This window comes from Arthrobacter sp. efr-133-TYG-118 (assembly GCF_030209755.1).
Classification (GTDB): domain Bacteria; phylum Actinomycetota; class Actinomycetes; order Actinomycetales; family Micrococcaceae; genus Arthrobacter.
Window position 1 is genome coordinate 120,880 of record NZ_JARVRH010000005.1, and the last position, 15,730, is coordinate 136,609.

Annotated in this window: 9 protein-coding genes; 7 read left to right on the plus strand and 2 right to left on the minus strand. The window is 63.5% G+C overall.

The window, feature by feature from the left end; translation table 11 throughout:
- Positions 1–14: 14 nt before the first annotated feature.
- On the plus strand, positions 15–1,487 hold the full coding sequence (locus QRN59_RS24620; protein ID WP_502871024.1) for a polysaccharide deacetylase family protein: 1,473 nt from the start codon (positions 15–17) through the stop codon (positions 1,485–1,487).
- A 57-nt stretch (positions 1,488–1,544) separates the two neighbouring features.
- Here QRN59_RS24620 and QRN59_RS05055 read toward each other — a convergent pair whose 3' ends face one another.
- Positions 1,545–2,201, minus strand: a complete 657-nt coding sequence (locus tag QRN59_RS05055) for a DNA alkylation repair protein (protein ID WP_284981411.1) — start codon at positions 2,199–2,201, stop codon at positions 1,545–1,547.
- Between the two features lie 30 nt (positions 2,202–2,231).
- Positions 2,232–3,206, minus strand: coding sequence for a dienelactone hydrolase family protein (locus QRN59_RS05060; protein WP_284981412.1), 975 nt, complete (start codon positions 3,204–3,206; stop codon positions 2,232–2,234).
- Positions 3,207–3,311: 105 nt separating this feature from the next.
- On the opposite strand from QRN59_RS05060, the gene QRN59_RS05065 reads away from it, so the two are divergent.
- The 6 genes from QRN59_RS05065 to QRN59_RS05090 all read left to right on the plus strand — a co-directional run bounded on the left by QRN59_RS05065 (position 3,312) and on the right by QRN59_RS05090 (position 15,629).
- On the plus strand, positions 3,312–4,202 hold the full coding sequence (locus QRN59_RS05065) for a ribonuclease Z (RefSeq protein WP_284981413.1): 891 nt from the start codon (positions 3,312–3,314) through the stop codon (positions 4,200–4,202).
- Between the two features lie 188 nt (positions 4,203–4,390).
- Complete coding sequence (locus QRN59_RS05070; protein WP_284981414.1) at positions 4,391–7,114, plus strand: PAS domain S-box protein; 2,724 nt, start codon at positions 4,391–4,393, stop codon at positions 7,112–7,114.
- 590 nt (positions 7,115–7,704) lie between these two features.
- On the plus strand, positions 7,705–8,535 hold the full coding sequence (locus tag QRN59_RS05075) for a hypothetical protein (protein ID WP_284981416.1): 831 nt from the start codon (positions 7,705–7,707) through the stop codon (positions 8,533–8,535).
- A gap of 272 nt (positions 8,536–8,807) precedes the next feature.
- Positions 8,808–11,972, plus strand: a complete 3,165-nt coding sequence (locus tag QRN59_RS05080; RefSeq protein WP_284981417.1) for an efflux RND transporter permease subunit — start codon at positions 8,808–8,810, stop codon at positions 11,970–11,972.
- Positions 11,969–12,433, plus strand: coding sequence for a hypothetical protein (locus tag QRN59_RS05085; RefSeq protein WP_284981418.1), 465 nt, complete (start codon positions 11,969–11,971; stop codon positions 12,431–12,433). The genes QRN59_RS05080 and QRN59_RS05085 overlap by 4 nt, the downstream gene beginning before the upstream one ends.
- Before the next feature lies 1 nt (position 12,434).
- Complete coding sequence (locus tag QRN59_RS05090) at positions 12,435–15,629, plus strand: efflux RND transporter permease subunit (protein WP_284981420.1); 3,195 nt, start codon at positions 12,435–12,437, stop codon at positions 15,627–15,629.
- Positions 15,630–15,730: the final 101 nt, after the last annotated feature.

The window sequence follows — 15,730 nt, forward strand, 5'->3', positions numbered from 1 at the left end:
CTCGTGGAGGAGCCATGCGCTGGTTACAACGGCATTTCAAGAAGCAGGGCCGGCCGGCCGGCGGGTCCCGCCGCGCACACAACCCAAGCAAGAACAAGCAGTTGACATCCATCTTGGGCGTCCTGTTGCTCACCGTGGGGGCCCTCGGCGGAATCGCCGTTCCCGCGCGTGCCGCAGCCCCGACCGTCGTGAGCCTGACCTTCGATGACGGTAACGACAATCAACTCGCTGCCGAACAAGTACTCAAAGCCCACGGGCTGGTGGGAACCTTCTTCATCACCACCAGCTGGATAGGCACCCCCAGCTACCTGACCCAGGCAAATCTCCAAACCATAGCTGGCGACGGCAATGAGATCGGTGGCCATACCGTTACCCACCCGGATCTGACCACGCTCACCTCTGCGGCCGCCAGCGCGGAAATCTGCAACGGCAAATCGACGCTGGAAAGCTGGGGATTCCAAGTTAACAACTTCGCTTATCCATTTGCCGCGGAAAACGCGTCTGTTCAGACTGATGTGAAGAACTGTGGATATGCCAGCGCACGCGGACTAGGCGACATCCGTTCACCTGCGAGCTGCCCAAGCTGCCCGTTCGCTGAGACCCTTCCTCCGGCGAACCCCCTGGTCACCAAGGCTCCGGACGAAGTCGACAGCACCTGGACACTGCAGAATCTGGAGGATTTGGTCACCAATGCCGAAAGCACGGGCGGATGGCTTGAGCTGACATTCCACCACATCGCGGTCGGAACTGATCCCACGCTGACCATCAGCCCGACGCTCTTTGACACTTTCGTCACGTGGCTGGCTGCGCGGACCGCAAACGGAACGACTTCGGTCAAGACTGTGGCCCAGGCGCTAGGGCAATCGACACCGCCACCTCCGCCACCGCCGCCACCGGCGTCGAGTCCGTTCGTTGACGTCCCCAGCAGTTACCCGTTCTTCACCGAGATCAATTGGCTGGCGTCCCAAGGGATCTCCACCGGCTGGGACGAAGGAAACGGAACCAGGACCTACCGCCCGCAGCAGGCCGTGAACCGGGACGCCATGGCCGCCTTCATGTACCGCCTCGCCGGCAGTCCCGCCTTCACGCCCCCGGCCGTTTCGCCCTTCAGCGACATGACGCCTCAAACTGCGTTCTACAAAGAGATCTCATGGCTGGCGTCCCAGGGGATCTCCACCGGCTGGGACGAAGGAAACGGGACCAAGACGTACCGCCCGTTGCAGGCGGTGAACCGCGATGCCATGGCTGCCTTCATGTACCGCTTCGCGCACAGTCCTGCCTTCACGCCCCCGGCCGTTTCGCCGTTCGCCGATGTCTCCCCTCAAGGTCCGTTCTATAAGGAAATCACGTGGCTCTCCTCCACGGGAATCTCCACGGGGTGGACCGAAACCAACGGCACCAGCACCTATCGTCCGGTCATAGCCGTCAACCGGGACGCGATGGCGGCCTTCATGTACCGCTACAACACCAGCTTCCCGAGGAATTGACGGAGGTGGTCCGGGTTTGCCGTGTCCGTGCTATCGGCACGGACACGGCAATACGGCTCAAGCGGCTGACGAGGGGAACTGCAGCTCAGGCCGTCGCTTGGCAACCTCGTTCAGAACGGTGGAAACCGCTTCTCTGACCACCTCCGCTTCCCTGCCCATTTCCCGAGCGGCGTCCAGCCCCGCCGTGGCATGGCCTACAAACACTTCCCAGTCGCCTCCCCCGGCACGGAGCGCCCTCAGCGGCGACATCAGGGCGGCGCGGCACAGCCACTCGTCCCCCTCCCGCACCCATCGATCCATCACGCTTCCGGCCCGCGTCCTGGCCTGCCCTTCCAGCCCTGCAAGCAAAGGTCCGATCACGTCAACCGCTAGCGGATCGACCAGTTCGCGCAGCCTTCCTTCACGGACAAAACCCTCAAGCCGCGTCAGATCGGTATTCGTCAGCAGATGGACGTTGGACTGCAGAAGGACGATTGCGGCGAGCCTGCGTTCGAAAACGGGAACCTCCCACAATTCCGAACTCAAGGCGGTGACCTCGTCGTGCGCGAGTCCCGGGTGGCGGCGGAGAGCGTCGCGAACCGTCCCACGGATAGCCCCGATCGAGGACCCGTAGTGATGTATCCCGTTTCCCAGCCGTGCCTCTGCCTGCTCTGCCCGGATCCAAGAGCCTTCACGGCGCAAGGCCTCATCGATGAACCTGGCGGCGTCACTCATGCGAACATTCTTCCGCAACGGGGCGTGCGCTCAGACGTACTCGCCAAACCAAGCCAGCATGTCCTGCCAGGCGGCTGTCGCCTGCGTTTCGTTGTACCGCTCGCTGGTGTCGTTGTGGAAGGCATGGTCGACGCCGGGATAGACAGTGAGCTTGTGGCGGATGTCGGTGGCTGCGAGCGCATCCCGAAGCGCCGGCATTGCGGCGGTGATGCGCTGGTCGAGTTCGGCATAGACGCCAAACACGGCCGGTTTGATGGATGGAACCTTGTCCAGGTCGGGGGCGGGGCCATAGAAGGCCGCTGTGGCTTTCAGCCCGGGTATCTCGGTCGCGGCCTGCCATGTGATGCCGCCGCCAAAACAATAGCCGTTCATCGCGATCCGCTCGCCGTCCACGAAATCCAATGACCGGAGGTAATCGAAACCCGCGGAGAAGTCGGAAACATGGCGCCCAGCTCCTGCCTTTGTCAGCGCTCCGGGGACGGCATCGGCATCCACGCTCGGCGTGCCTCCCTCCCGGCTCAGGAGATCCGGTGCCAAAGCGACGTACCCGGCCTTGGCAAAACGGCGGGCCACGTCCTGGATGTGCGGGGTAAGTCCGCGGTTTTCATGGCAAACGAGCGCCGCAGGTCCCGGATCGGCCCCCTCAGGCCTGGCAAGGTAGGCGCTGATCCCGGTTCCGCCCGCCGGGAACCGGACGGTGGCCGTCACAAGTCCGGACGCGCCTTCAGGTACGGAAAGCGGACTCTTCGCTCCCGGTACTGGCCCGGTAGACGCCGTCGCCGGGGGCCGGACGGACGAAGTTTCGGGGCTTGGCATGGGATCGGTGCTTCGCGGGACCTCATCCGGAGCACATCCGAGCTGCAGCATCGTCGAGGAAGCGGCAGCCATGCTCCCGGTGATAAATGCGAGCCGACGAATGAATGCTCGCTGCGACATGTCTCCCGAGCGGTAGTCGTCGAAGAATTCCTCGACCAGGTACTTTTCAAATTTGCCGAGCTGGATCATGGAAGGCCTCCTGAGTTTGCCGCATATCCTCCTCCCAAGACCGTCACCGGGCAAGGGTGCCCAAGATGATGGGTGTAGCCGCCAAGTAATGAGACACTCGGTTCCATGCGTGAATTCGTGGTTCTCGGCACCGCCTCCCAGGTCCCGACCAGGACCCGCAACCACAACGGATACGTCCTCCATTGGGATGGTGAGGGCCTGCTCTTCGATCCTGGGGAAGGCACCCAGCGGCAGATGATCCAAGCTGGTGTCTCGGCCAGCCAGATCACGCGTATCTGTATTACCCATGTCCACGGCGACCACTGTTTCGGACTGCCGGGCGTGCTCTCGCGCATGGCGCTGGACCGGGTGGAGCATCCAATCCATTTGCACTATCCCGCATCCGGCGAGGACATGATCCGCGCCCTCGTTGCTGTCGCGTCGCCCGGCATCGACCTTCGGCTTCATCCGCACGGCGGCCCCGGTCCTATCGCCGCCGGAGTGGAGGTGCGCCCACTGCTCCATCGAATCGAGACATACGGCTACAGGGTTGTCGAGCCCGAAGGCCGCAGCCTTCTGCCGGATCGGCTTGCGGCGGCCGGGATTACGGGATCGGATATCAGCCTCCTGCAGCGGGACGGGAGCCTGGGCAGCGTGCGCTTGGAAGACGTGAGCGTGCCGAGGCCCGCACAGAGCTTCGCCTTCGTGATGGACACGGCGCCATGTGACGGTGCCGGGGAACTCGCCGAGGGGGTGGACCTTCTCGTGGCTGAGTCCACTTTCAGCGACGACGACGGCGCCCTGGCCGCGCAGTACCGCCACCTCACCGCCGGGCAAGCAGGTGAGTTGGCTGCCGCCGCCGAAGCGGGCATGCTCATCCTTACGCATTTCTCCTCGCGCTATACCGACGTCGGACTGCTCGCGGCGCAAGCCCGGGCGCGGTCCGGCGGGTCTGCCGTCATGGCCGCGAACGACCTGGACAGGGTTCCCTTTCCGAAGCGGCAGCGGTGGTTGTAGAGGACGCGAAGTACAGGGCAATTTTGTGATGCTTTCGGGTACGTTCCCGGATACTCTGTCCGTGGGGAGGGCCACACAGGCACACCCAGGCGTCCGCCGATGCGGGCGGGCTTGTCATCTATTCAGCTCTGGGGGCCGAAATGACAAACGAAATGCGGCCGCCGGATCGCTTCGGCTCTTTTAGCGGCATGTCTTTTAGCGGCCTGGTTGAGGCCGTGCCGGACGCTTTGCTCGTGATCGGCGCGGACGGTCAGATCACGTTCGGCAATGCCTACTCAGAGCAGCTCTTCGGCTATTCGCGTAGCCAGCTGCTGGGCAAGCATTATGAGATGCTGCTTCCGGCGCGGTTCAAGGGCCAGGGCGGCGCCATCCGGGACCTCTTTGCCAGTGATCCTGGAATACGCCGCGCCGGGACTGACCTGAAACTGTTCGGCCGCCACCGTGACGGAAGCGAGTTTCCCATTGAGGTCAGCTTCGCTCCCCTCGGAGCCGGACCGGCCATGCAACTCGTCGCCTCCATCCGCGAAGTAAGTGACCGCAGCCGCGTTGATGCCGAACTCCGTGATGCCCTCTCCCTTCTCAGTGCCACCCTGGAGTCCACAGCCGACGGCATTCTGGTTGTCGCGGCAGACGGGACTATCGCGGGGGCGAACGAGCGGTTCGCCGAGTTGTGGGGCATTCCCACGGATCTTCTGGAATCCCACGACGACGGCCGGTTGTTGGCATTCGTCCTCAACCAGCTCACGGATCCCGACGGCTTCATAGGCAAGGTCCAGGAACTGTACGCCGATCCGGGCGCGGAGAGCCTGGACATGTTGGAATTCCGCGACGGGCGGACGTTTGAGCGGTATTCCCGGCCCCAACAAGTCGGGGAAGAGATCGTGGGACGGGTCTGGAGTTTCCGTGACGTCACGTCCCGCCAGCGCGCACAGGACCAGGCGCGGGAGGCGCTCGCCCAGGTGGAGGGTCTGGCCGCGATCGTTGAGTCCTCGGCTGACGCGATCATCGGTATGACGCCTGAGGGCATCATCACCAGCTGGAACCCTGGGGCGGAGAAGCTGTACGGATTCACTGCCGCTGAAGCGAGCGGGCAGAACGTCCGGCTCCTCATTCCGGACTACCTCCGTCCGGAGGAAGAAGTGCTGGCCGCTGTCCAGAATGGCGGACAGGCCCGTAGCTTCGAGACAGACCGGATGCGTAAGGATGGGTCCATCGTGCCCGTGTCCCTGACGGTCTCCCCGATACGTGGCGACCACGGAGTCATCGGAATTGCGACCATCGGGCAGGACATTACCTCTCGGCGTGCCGCTGAAGCGGAACTGTTGGCCGCAAGGGAAGCGGCCCTGGAATCCAGCAGGTTGAAGTCCGAGTTCCTCGCGACGATGAGCCATGAGATCCGTACCCCCATGAACGGAGTCATAGGCCTGACAACGCTGTTGCTGGACACCCCGCTGGATGAAGCACAACGCAAATACGCCGAAGGAGTTCAGACCGCCGCCGGAGCCTTGTTGACCCTGATTAACGACATCCTCGATTTCTCGAAGTTGGAAGCAGGGAAAATCGACCTGGACATCACCTCCTTCGATCCGCAAACCCTGATGGAGGAAGTCGCCTCGCTCCTGGCCGAAGCAGCTCAGGGTAAAGGCCTGGAACTCATCGCATATTGCGACCCCGATGTTCCCGCACAGCTGGCCGGTGATGCCGGCCGGATCCGGCAAATCCTGTTGAACCTGGCTTCGAACGCCGTAAAGTTCACCGCGTCCGGTGAAGTCGCCATCCGGGTGAACGTCACGGACCAGGACGCGAGAACCGCGCTTGTGCGATTCGAGGTCAGCGATACCGGTATTGGTATCGCTGCTGCGGATCATTTGCGCTTGTTCGATTCGTTCTCCCAGGCGGATGCCTCCACCACGCGTCGGTACGGTGGAACCGGGCTGGGGCTGGCCATCTGCCGGCGCCTGACGGAGGTGATGGGCGGGGACATCGGTTTGACCAGTACCCCTGGCGAGGGAAGCACGTTCTGGTTCTCTCTCCGATTGCCGCTGGCCAAGGAACCCGGGCGGGTTCCCGACCGTCCGGTCCTGAGCCTACTGGCGGGTCTGCGCGTGTTGGTGGTCGACGACAATGCCACCAACAGGTTCGTGTTGGAATCGCAATTGAACACGTGGGGGCTGCGGCCGGACGCGGTAGCGGACGCGCACACGGCCCTCGACCGATCACGGACGGCAGCCGCCGCAGGGAAACCCTTCGACGTTGCGGTGCTCGACATGTGCATGCCGGACATGGACGGTCTCGAACTTGCTCACGAGTTCTCAAGCGACCCCGCCCTGCGGGGCATCCGGCTCATGATGCTGACGTCCGCGTCCCAGGTATCCAAGACCGATATGACTGATGCGGGAATCAGCGAATGGCTCACGAAACCTGTACGCGGCTCAGAACTCTACGACCGCCTGATGCGGCTGGTAGCTGGCAACCCAGCGACCGACGCGGCGTCCGCACTTCCACGGCCCCCGAGGCCGGACAGGCCTTCCAAAGGAAGAATCCTCGTAGTGGAGGACAACGCGGTGAACCAGCTCGTCGCCCGTGAAATGGTTGCCAAACTGGGCTACCAAGCCGAGGTTGCTGCCGACGGCGCCGAGGCTGTCTCCGCCATCGCCGCCCGCTCCTATGCGGCTGTGCTCATGGATTGCCACATGCCGGTCATGGACGGCTTCGAGGCCACCAGGAGCATTCGGGCGAGGGAGAACCGCTCCGTGCACCTCCCCATCATCGCCATGACCGCAGGAGCCCAGGACGAAGACCGCGAGCGCTGCCTCGCAGCCGGTATGGACGACTACCTCAGCAAACCGGTCGACCTGGCTGCCTTGGATGAAGCCCTGAATCGGTGGGTTCCGCGCGGGAGCGCCCCCTAAGCCGAGCTGTGCCAGGAATTCGAGAAAGCCCTGCTTACGTAGGGTTCTCCCCGTGTTTGGCCGCCCCTGCCTGGAAAACGAGTAGGCGGCACTCGTGCCTCTGGGCCGGGAAAGATGTTGAATTAACACAGGAACACATCCGCGGCTTGAGACAGACCAGCCGGCCCTCCGGGACCGGCATTGGACGGGGCCGACGGCGGGAGGGTCCCTGGAGCCCGGGGCTCGGGGCTCTCTACCCCAGACGCCGCCGGCCCCCCGGGGTTGCCCAAGGGAACCCTGGTCGCCACATCAGGTATATTCGCCGTCTGTTCTTTTTCTGCGCCGGCCGGAGCACAATTGAGAAATGTTGGACCGTGGGCGGTACGGCATGAAAACTCACCCACTGTCCCGGTCCTCCTTTCATCAGCCTGTTGTGAAAGGACACCGAGATGTTCCAGCCAAGCAAACGACTAACAGCTTTCGGATCCGCACTGGTGCTGTTTCTGGCAATGTCCGCGGTGGCGTCGTGTTCCGGGCCAAGCGGTACGCCTTCCCCGGCCACGTCAAACGGGACGCCAACAGGGTCGACGTCGGGGTCAGCCTCCGCAACTGTGACCCCGACAGTGACCTCGGACGCCGCGGAGTTCTGCGGCGCAGGCTCCGCCATCCACTATGACCGTTCCGCCTTCCAGTCGACGCCCAGGATTGACAACAAGTGGTTTCCGCTAAAGCCCGGCATGCAGTACACGACGAAGGGCACGGTGAAGAGTGCCGATGGCACCTCCGAGCGCACTGTCGTCCACTCCGTGACTGGACTGACAAAGGTGATAGACGGCGTGAAGACCCTCGTGATGTGGGACCGGGACTACTTCGACGGGCAGCTGGTGGAATCCGAACTGGCTTTCTTTGCCCAGACGGAGAAGGGAGCGGTCTGGCTCTTCGGGGAGTACCCGGAAGAGTACGAGAACGGCACTTTCACCGGCGCGCCCCGCACTTTCATTAGCGGAATTTCCAAGGCCCAGGCAGGGATCGCCATGCAGGATCAGCCCGTGACCGGAACCCCCGGGTACGTCCAGGCCCACGCACCCGACGTCGGCTTCCTGGATTGCGGAACTGTCTTCAAGCAGCACGAACGGGTGTGCGTCCCCGCCTCGTGCTACGACGATGTGTTGGTCGTTGACGAATACAATCCCCTGGAACCGTCTGTGGGCCACCAGCAAAAACTCTATTCAGCGGGCACGGGGCTGGTGAAAGTGACGGCGGTTGGTGGTACGGACCAGGAGTCGTTGGACCTCATCACCGCGGAGGCGCTCGCAGACTCCAAGCTGAGTGAGATCAATCAGCAAGCACTGGAATTGGACGGGCACGCCTACCAGGTCAGTGCGAGTGTTTACGGCACAACGCCCCACGCCGAGATTGCGGCGCGGGGCTCCGGCGGTTAGAACGCCATACCACTATCACTTGCTAAAAGACGGAAAATTCCCTGTTAATATCCTGAGAATCCTTGCATTGAGCGTTGACCCGGGGTTTGCTCGGGGATCATTATTGACGTACACGTCTGGGGGCGCTTTGGCACTGTTCCAGGGAGCGGCGTGGTGGACAGGTACCGGGGATCTAACGTTTCCAGCGGGCACTCACTAGAAATCGATTCTGGAGTGTCTCCTCCCCGCTACGGCTTCTCCACTGTGACACCCCAAGAACCGGGTGACCGGCCATGATGAGCACGATCCTCCGGTGGGTACTCCAGTTCCGGTTTCTGGTCCTGGCATTGGCAGTGGGGATCCTGGGGTTCGGCTTCACGAGCCTGCCGGGCATGGCAGTGGATGCCTTCCCGGAATTCGCCCCTCCACAGGTTGAAATCCAGACCGAGGCCCTCGGGCTCTCCGCCGCGGAAGTTGAACAGCTGATCACTTCCCCGATGGAGGCGGACCTGTTGAATGGTGTGGCCTGGGTGGAAGCCATTCATTCCAAATCCGTCCCGGGCCTGTCATCGATCCAAATGGTGTTCAAGCCGGGGACCGACCTTTTTCGGGCCCGCCAGCTTGTGTCCGAACGTCTGACCCAGGCACGCGCGTTGCCGAATGTGTCTGCCGCGCCCGTCCTGATGCAGCCGCTCTCATCGACGAGCCGGGTCATGATGATTCGGCTGACCTCAAAAGAGATGTCGGCCATTGAGATGTCTGTTCTGGCCCGCTGGACCCTGAAGCCCGGCCTCCTGGCGGTGCCTGGCGTCGCGAACGTCGCTATTTGGGGGCTCCGCGACCAGCAGCTGCAGGTCCTGGTCGATCCTGAGCAACTTGAGGCCAAGGGCGTGACGCTGGACGAGGTCATTACTACCACCGGCAACGCCGTGTGGGTGTCGCCCTTGAGTTATCTTGAAGCGTCCACACCCGGCACCGGCGGCTTTCTGGAGACCGGCCACCAGCGGCTCGGAGTTCAGCACGTCCTGCCGATCACCACGCCCGAGGATCTGGGCCAAGTCAGCCTGGAGGGGCCCGCCGGAAAGCTGGTGTTGGGCGATGTCGCCCACGTCGTGACCGATCACCAGCCGCTGATCGGGGACGCACTTTCCGGCCAGGATGCCGAATTGCTCCTGGTCATCGAGAAGTTCCCGAAGACGAACACGATGGACGTGACCCGGGGCATCGATGATGCGCTCCATGCCCTCCAGCCGGGATTGTCCGGCGTCACGATCGATACCACTGTCTACCGGCAAGGAGCGTTCATCCAGGAAGAGGTCGGCACGCTTGGTGTCGCGCTGCTTGTCTCGCTCCTCCTGATAGCCACCATGTTTGGCGCGTTCTTCCGCTCCTGGCGCACAGCGGTCATCAGCCTGGTCACGATTCCGGTCTCACTGACGGCGGCAGCCTTGGTGCTGTATCTGACAGGCACCGGGATGAACACCATGGTCCTGGCCGGAATGATCCTGGCCTTGGCCGTCATCGTTGGTGACGTCTCCGAGGACCTCCATGGCGCAGTCCGCGCCGGCAGGGCCGGCGCCGGGTCCGGCGTCGGGCCCGGCACCGCGGAGTCAAGCGACGCCTTGGTGACGGGGTCCCTGCGGGCAGTGCGAGCACCGATTCTTTACTCTCTGCTGATCATGGCGTTGTCTGTGCTGCCCGTGTTCTTTGTCCCGGGCGAGGACGGAGCCCTCTTCGGCCCGCTACTTCTTTCCTACCTGCTCACCCTGGCTGTCGCGATGATCGTGGCGCTGACTGTAACCGCGGCGCTGGTCTTCGTCCTGCCCGTCGGGCGGACCACCGCAGGGGAAGGCCGCACTCTGAACCGGGTCCACAGCGGATACGGCCGTGCCTTGTCCCAGGTGGAAGGAAAGGCCCGGTGGGTTTTCGCGGGCGCCGGGGTCATCGCCCTCGCCGGACTTGCGCTCGCGCCCCAGCTGGCCACCGGCCATCCGACAGTGCCCGTCCTGCCGGACAAGACCCTCGTGGTGCAGTGGAGCACGATCGCCGGCACATCAGACCAGGAAATGAGCCGGATCACCGACGCGGCCGCGCAAGAGCTCCGGGCACTTCCCGGCGTGGCGAACGTGGGGGGACACGTCGGGCGCGCCATCACCTCGGACCAGGTGGGTGACATCAGCGCTGGAGAGCTCTGGGTGACCGTTTCCGCGGAGGCCTCCTACCGCGACACGGCGGCGGCCGTCCAGCACGTGGTAGCTGGGTACCCGGGGTTGACCGGCAAAGTATCCACGTACCCGCAGGAGAAGATCGACCAGATCCATGAGGCGGCCGACCCCGGATTCACCGTCCGGGTTTACGGCCTGGATATGGCCACTCTCCGCCAGAAGGCAGAGGAAGTGCGGCAAATCCTGGCCCGGACCGGCGGCGTCGTCAATCCCCATGTCGATGCGCCCGCCCAACAACCAATCGTCGAGGTCCAGGTTGACCTGGCCGCCGCCCAGAAGGCGGGCGTCATCCCGGGCGATGTCAGGCGCGCGGCCGCTGCCCTGCTGCAGGGAATCGAAGTCGGCAACATCTATCAGCAACAAAAAGTCTTCTCGGTGATCGTCAAAGGAACCCCGTCCACGAGGAACAGCCTTACCAGCGTCCGCGAGCTCCTGATCGACACCCCCGGCGGGCACGTACGCCTCGGCGACGTTGCCAAGATCAACGTGGTCGGGAACGAAGCGGTCATTCTGCACGATGACACCTCACGCCGGATCGATGTGAAGGCTGAGATTCAGGGGCGCGCGCTCAGCGACGTGCAGCAGGACATCGAGAAGGGCCTGCAGCAACTGCAGTTCCCGCTCTCGTACCATGCGGAAATCCTCACCCAGTACGCAGAGCAACAGAATAGCGCCCGGTGGCTGTGGCTGCTGGCGGCGGTCGCTGCGGCCGGAATCCTGGTGCTTCTCCAGACTGCGTTGGGAAGCTGGCGGCAAGCTGCGACGGTCTTCCTGGGCCTGATTGCGGCGCTCTCGGGCGGGGTGCTCGCCGCCCAATTGACGGGCGGAATAAACTCCTTGATCTCGCTTCCTGCCTTCTCCGCCGTCCTGGGCATCGCGGTGCGTGGCTCCATCCTGCTGATACGGCACGTCCGAAGCTTGGCGCCCCAGGGCGGCGCGGCCCTCGGGCCCGCGCTCGTGATCCGAAGCGCGCGCGGCCGGTTGATGCCCGTACTGATGTCGGCCTTGATGACGGCTCTTGCCCTGCTGCCGCTCGCGCTCATCGGTGGCGTGGTCGGAACGGAAATCATCCAACCGCTCGCCGTCATCATCTGGGGCGGGCTGCTGACCACCACTCTTTTCCTGCTATTTGTCTTGCCCGCACTGTTGCTTCGATTCGGACTGGAACGGGCGCCTAGGACCGCAACCCGGAACGATTCGCTGCTCCGGGCACAGAGCGAGGATGCACCATGAAAAAGACAGCTTCCCGACGGCGCCACATCACCACGGTCCTGATCTCCCTGGTGGTGGCCGCGTTCCTGACGATGTCTCTGCCGGCCTGCTCTCAGCCGCAAGCCGAAGCCGTACCTGCCGCAGACAACCCTGCCACCCTGGAAGAAGTCCCGGGGACGGACCTGCACCGCATCACCCTGACGGAACGCGCCGTCGAGCGTCTTGGGCTAAAGACCGGGATGGCGGCGTCGGGTCCGCAGGGGAAACTGACCGTCCCCTACGGGGCGATCCTGTACGACAGCCAGGGCAGGACCTGGGTCTACACAAATCCGGAGCTCCGTGTGTATGTCCGCCAAGCGGTGAGCATCGAGCGAATCGCCGGCGAAGCGGCGTTGCTGACGGACGGTCCGCCGGTCGGCACGGCGGTGGTAACGCTGGGGGCCGAGGAACTGTTCGGCGAGGAATTCGATACGGCCCACTGAGATGCGTTGGATCATAGGCATCAGCCTCAAATTCAGGACGGTGGTTGTTGCACTGGCCTGCGCGGTGATGCTGTTGGGCTCCGTACAGTTGAGCTCGGCGTCCATCGATGTCTTCCCGGAATTCGCGCCCCCGCGCGTGGAAATCCAGACGGCCTGCCTGGGCCTGACAGCGCAGGAAGTGGAAGAGCTGGTCAGCGTCCCGATCGAGGCTTCCCTGAGCGGCATGCCCGGCCTGGATGAGCTGCGCTCCAAGTCCGTACCCCAGCTGTCCTCGATCGTGCTCATCTTCAAGCAGGGTACCGATCTGCTGAACGCCCGCCAGGTGGTCTCTGAACGGATGGCGGCAGTGACCTCCGCTCTGCCCACCTGGGCGGCCCCGCCGGTCATGCTTCAGCCTTTGTCGTCGACGAGCCGCGTGATGAAGATCGGCATGACCTCCTCCAACCGGTCCCTGATCGAGATGTCCATGCTCTCCTACTGGACGATCCGGGCCCGCTTGCTCCGGGTGCCCGGGGTGGCCAACGTCGCCATCTGGGGTGAACGGCTCCAGATGCTGCAGGTCCAGGTGCAGCCGGAGCGGCTCAAAGCTGAAAACGTTTCCCTCAACGAGGTCATGGAAGTCACCGCCGGAGCGGTGGACGCCGGCCTGCTGAAGTATTCCCCCGGCCGGTTCATCGGCACGGGAGGCTTCATTGACAGTCCGAACCAGAGAATGGGCGTCCAGCATGTCCAGGCGGTTTCCAGCCCCGAGGATCTTGCGCAAGTCACTATCAGGGAAAAGGACGGCGTCGCGCTGCACCTGGGCGACGTGGCCAAGGTCGTGGAGGACCACCAGCCGCTCATCGGCGACGCGGTCATCAACAACGGGCACGGGCTCATGCTCATCGTCGAGAAGCTCCCCTGGGGAAACACCCTCGATGTGACGAAGGGAGTTGAGGACGCCCTCCGCCAGCTCCAGCCAGGGTTGAGTGGAATCACCTTCGACACCACCATCTTCCGTCCGGCGAGCTTCATCGAAGAGGCGATTTCCAATCTCAGCCTTGCGCTGCTCCTGGGCTGCCTGCTGGTCGTCATGATCCTCGGCGCCTTCCTCTTCCAGTGGCGCACAGCGCTGATCAGTCTCGTAGCCATTCCGCTCTCCCTCCTGACGGCGGCGCTCGTGCTGTACTTCACGGCCAGCTCCATCAACACGATGGTCCTGGCGGGGCTCGTCATCGCAGTGGGTGTCGTCGTCGACGATGCGATCATCGACGTCGAAAACATCATGCGCCGGCTCAGGCAACATAGGGCCCTAGGCAGCGCGGAACCAACTGCCTCGGTGGTGCTCAGGGCCTCCTTGGAAATGCGAAGTCCCATTGTCTACGCGACCTTGATCATCGTCGTCGCGGCCGTTCCCATTTTCTTCCTCGACGGACTGACCGGTGTCTTTTTCCGACCGCTGGCTGTCTCCTATACCTTGGCCGTCCTCGCCTCGATGCTGGTCGCGCTGACGGTGACACCGGCGCTGGCGCTGATTCTGCTCGGCAAGGCGAAACTGGAGCAGCGCGATCCTCCCCTGGTCCGGGTGCTCAAGCGCGGATATCACGCAGCCTTGTCCCGGACCATGAATCGGCCCCGCTACGGCTACGCCGGTTTCGGCGCCATCGCGCTGGCGGGTCTGGCGATCGCTCCCCTGCTAGGCCAGTCCTTGTTCCCCACCTTCAAGGAACGGGACTTCCTGATGCACTGGGTCTCAGAGCCCGGCACCTCGGCAGCCGAGGAATACCGCATCTCACAAAGGGGCTGTGAGGAGCTCCTCAAGGTGCCCGGAGTCCTGAACTGCGGAACACACATAGGCCAGGCGTTCACCGCAGATGAGATCGTCGGCGTCAACGCCGGGGAAAACTGGATCAGCATCGACCGCCACGCTGACTACGATAAAACGGTGGCAGCTGTCCAGGAGGTCGTCGACGGCTACCCGGGCCTGCACCGCGACGTCCAGACCTACCTGAAAGAGAGAATCGAAGAGGTCCTGACCGGCGCCAGCGAACCAATCCTGGTCCGGGTCTACGGGGATGACCTGGACGTGCTTCGGGACCAGGCCCAGAAGATCAAATCCATTCTTGACCACATCCAGGGCACCAATGAACCCCACATTTCCCTGGAAGTCGAGGTTCCGCAGATTACGGTCAAGGTGGACCTTGCCGCGGCGCAAAAGTACGGGCTGAAACCCGGCGATGTCAGGCGTGCAGCCGCAACACTCGTGGCCGGGGAAGAGGTAGGCGACGTCTTCCGGGACGGACGTGCCTATGACGTCCAAGTCTGGAGCACACCGGAGACCCGCGCCAGCGTCACCAGCATCGAAGACCTGCCGCTCGACACCCCCGGTGGACAGCGTGTCCGGCTGGCCGACGTCGCGGCTGTCAGCGTGCAAGCGACGCCCAACCTCATTGACCGCACGAACGGATCCCGCCGCGTTGAGGTCGGTTCCTTTATCGATCAGGGGGCGGACCTCGGGTCCGTTGTCCGCACGCTACAGGAACGCCTCGAAGAGATGAACCTGCCGCCGGGCTACAGCGTCCAACTCCTCGGTGAGTACACGGAACGCCAAGCGGCCACCGAACGCCTGACGATCTTCGCCATGGCGGCCCTTGCCCTGATTTTCCTGCTCCTGCAGGCATCGTTCCGGAGCTGGCGGCTGGCCCTACTCGCGCTGCTGACGCTCCCGATAGCCTTGGTCGGCGGTGTTTTCGCCGCCTACATCACCGGCGGGGTCCTCTCGCTCGGCTCACTCGTCGGGTTCCTCACGGTCATGGGCATCGCAGCCCGCAACGGGATCCTGCTCATCAGCCACTGCCAGCATCTGGAAAGGAACGAGGACGAAGCCTTCGGCCGCGCGCTCGTGTTGCGCGGAGCCGCGGAACGGCTTTCCCCGATCCTCATGACCACCTTGGCTACCGGACTTGCCCTCGTGCCCTTGGTGGTCATGGGCAATATCCCGGGCCATGAAATCGAACACCCGATGGCCGTGGTCATTCTGGGCGGACTCGTCACGTCCACACTGCTCAATTTGTTCATCGTTCCTTCGCTCTACCTCCGCTTCGCCAAAGCAGGGTCCATCCCGAGCGGAGCTTCACGGGTGGCTCGGACGGGATCAGCGCTACTTTTCCGGAGATTCAGGCGGACGGTTCCTTCCCGAGCGCAGGAAACTAGTTAGCCGGGTGTGTCTGCCTCGCGCACGCGCCCAGCGGCGCCAATATTAAATTGTCGGTGCCTCCTGCGATGCTGTGGGTATGGATGGAAGGACAGCCTGGGGTG

What these genes read in the sequence shown, in the direction of transcription:
- QRN59_RS24620 (WP_502871024.1), top strand. Translation starts at nt 15, where the DNA reads ATGCGCTGGTTACAACGGCATTTCAAGAAGCAGGGCCGGCCGGCCGGC.
- QRN59_RS05055 (WP_284981411.1), bottom strand. Translation starts at nt 2,201, where the DNA reads ATGAGTGACGCCGCCAGGTTCATCGATGAGGCCTTGCGCCGTGAAGGC.
- QRN59_RS05060 (WP_284981412.1), bottom strand. Translation starts at nt 3,206, where the DNA reads ATGATCCAGCTCGGCAAATTTGAAAAGTACCTGGTCGAGGAATTCTTC.
- QRN59_RS05065 (WP_284981413.1), top strand. Translation starts at nt 3,312, where the DNA reads ATGCGTGAATTCGTGGTTCTCGGCACCGCCTCCCAGGTCCCGACCAGG.
- QRN59_RS05070 (WP_284981414.1), top strand. Translation starts at nt 4,391, where the DNA reads ATGTCTTTTAGCGGCCTGGTTGAGGCCGTGCCGGACGCTTTGCTCGTG.
- QRN59_RS05080 (WP_284981417.1), top strand. Translation starts at nt 8,808, where the DNA reads ATGATGAGCACGATCCTCCGGTGGGTACTCCAGTTCCGGTTTCTGGTC.
- QRN59_RS05085 (WP_284981418.1), top strand. Translation starts at nt 11,969, where the DNA reads ATGAAAAAGACAGCTTCCCGACGGCGCCACATCACCACGGTCCTGATC.
- QRN59_RS05090 (WP_284981420.1), top strand. Translation starts at nt 12,435, where the DNA reads ATGCGTTGGATCATAGGCATCAGCCTCAAATTCAGGACGGTGGTTGTT.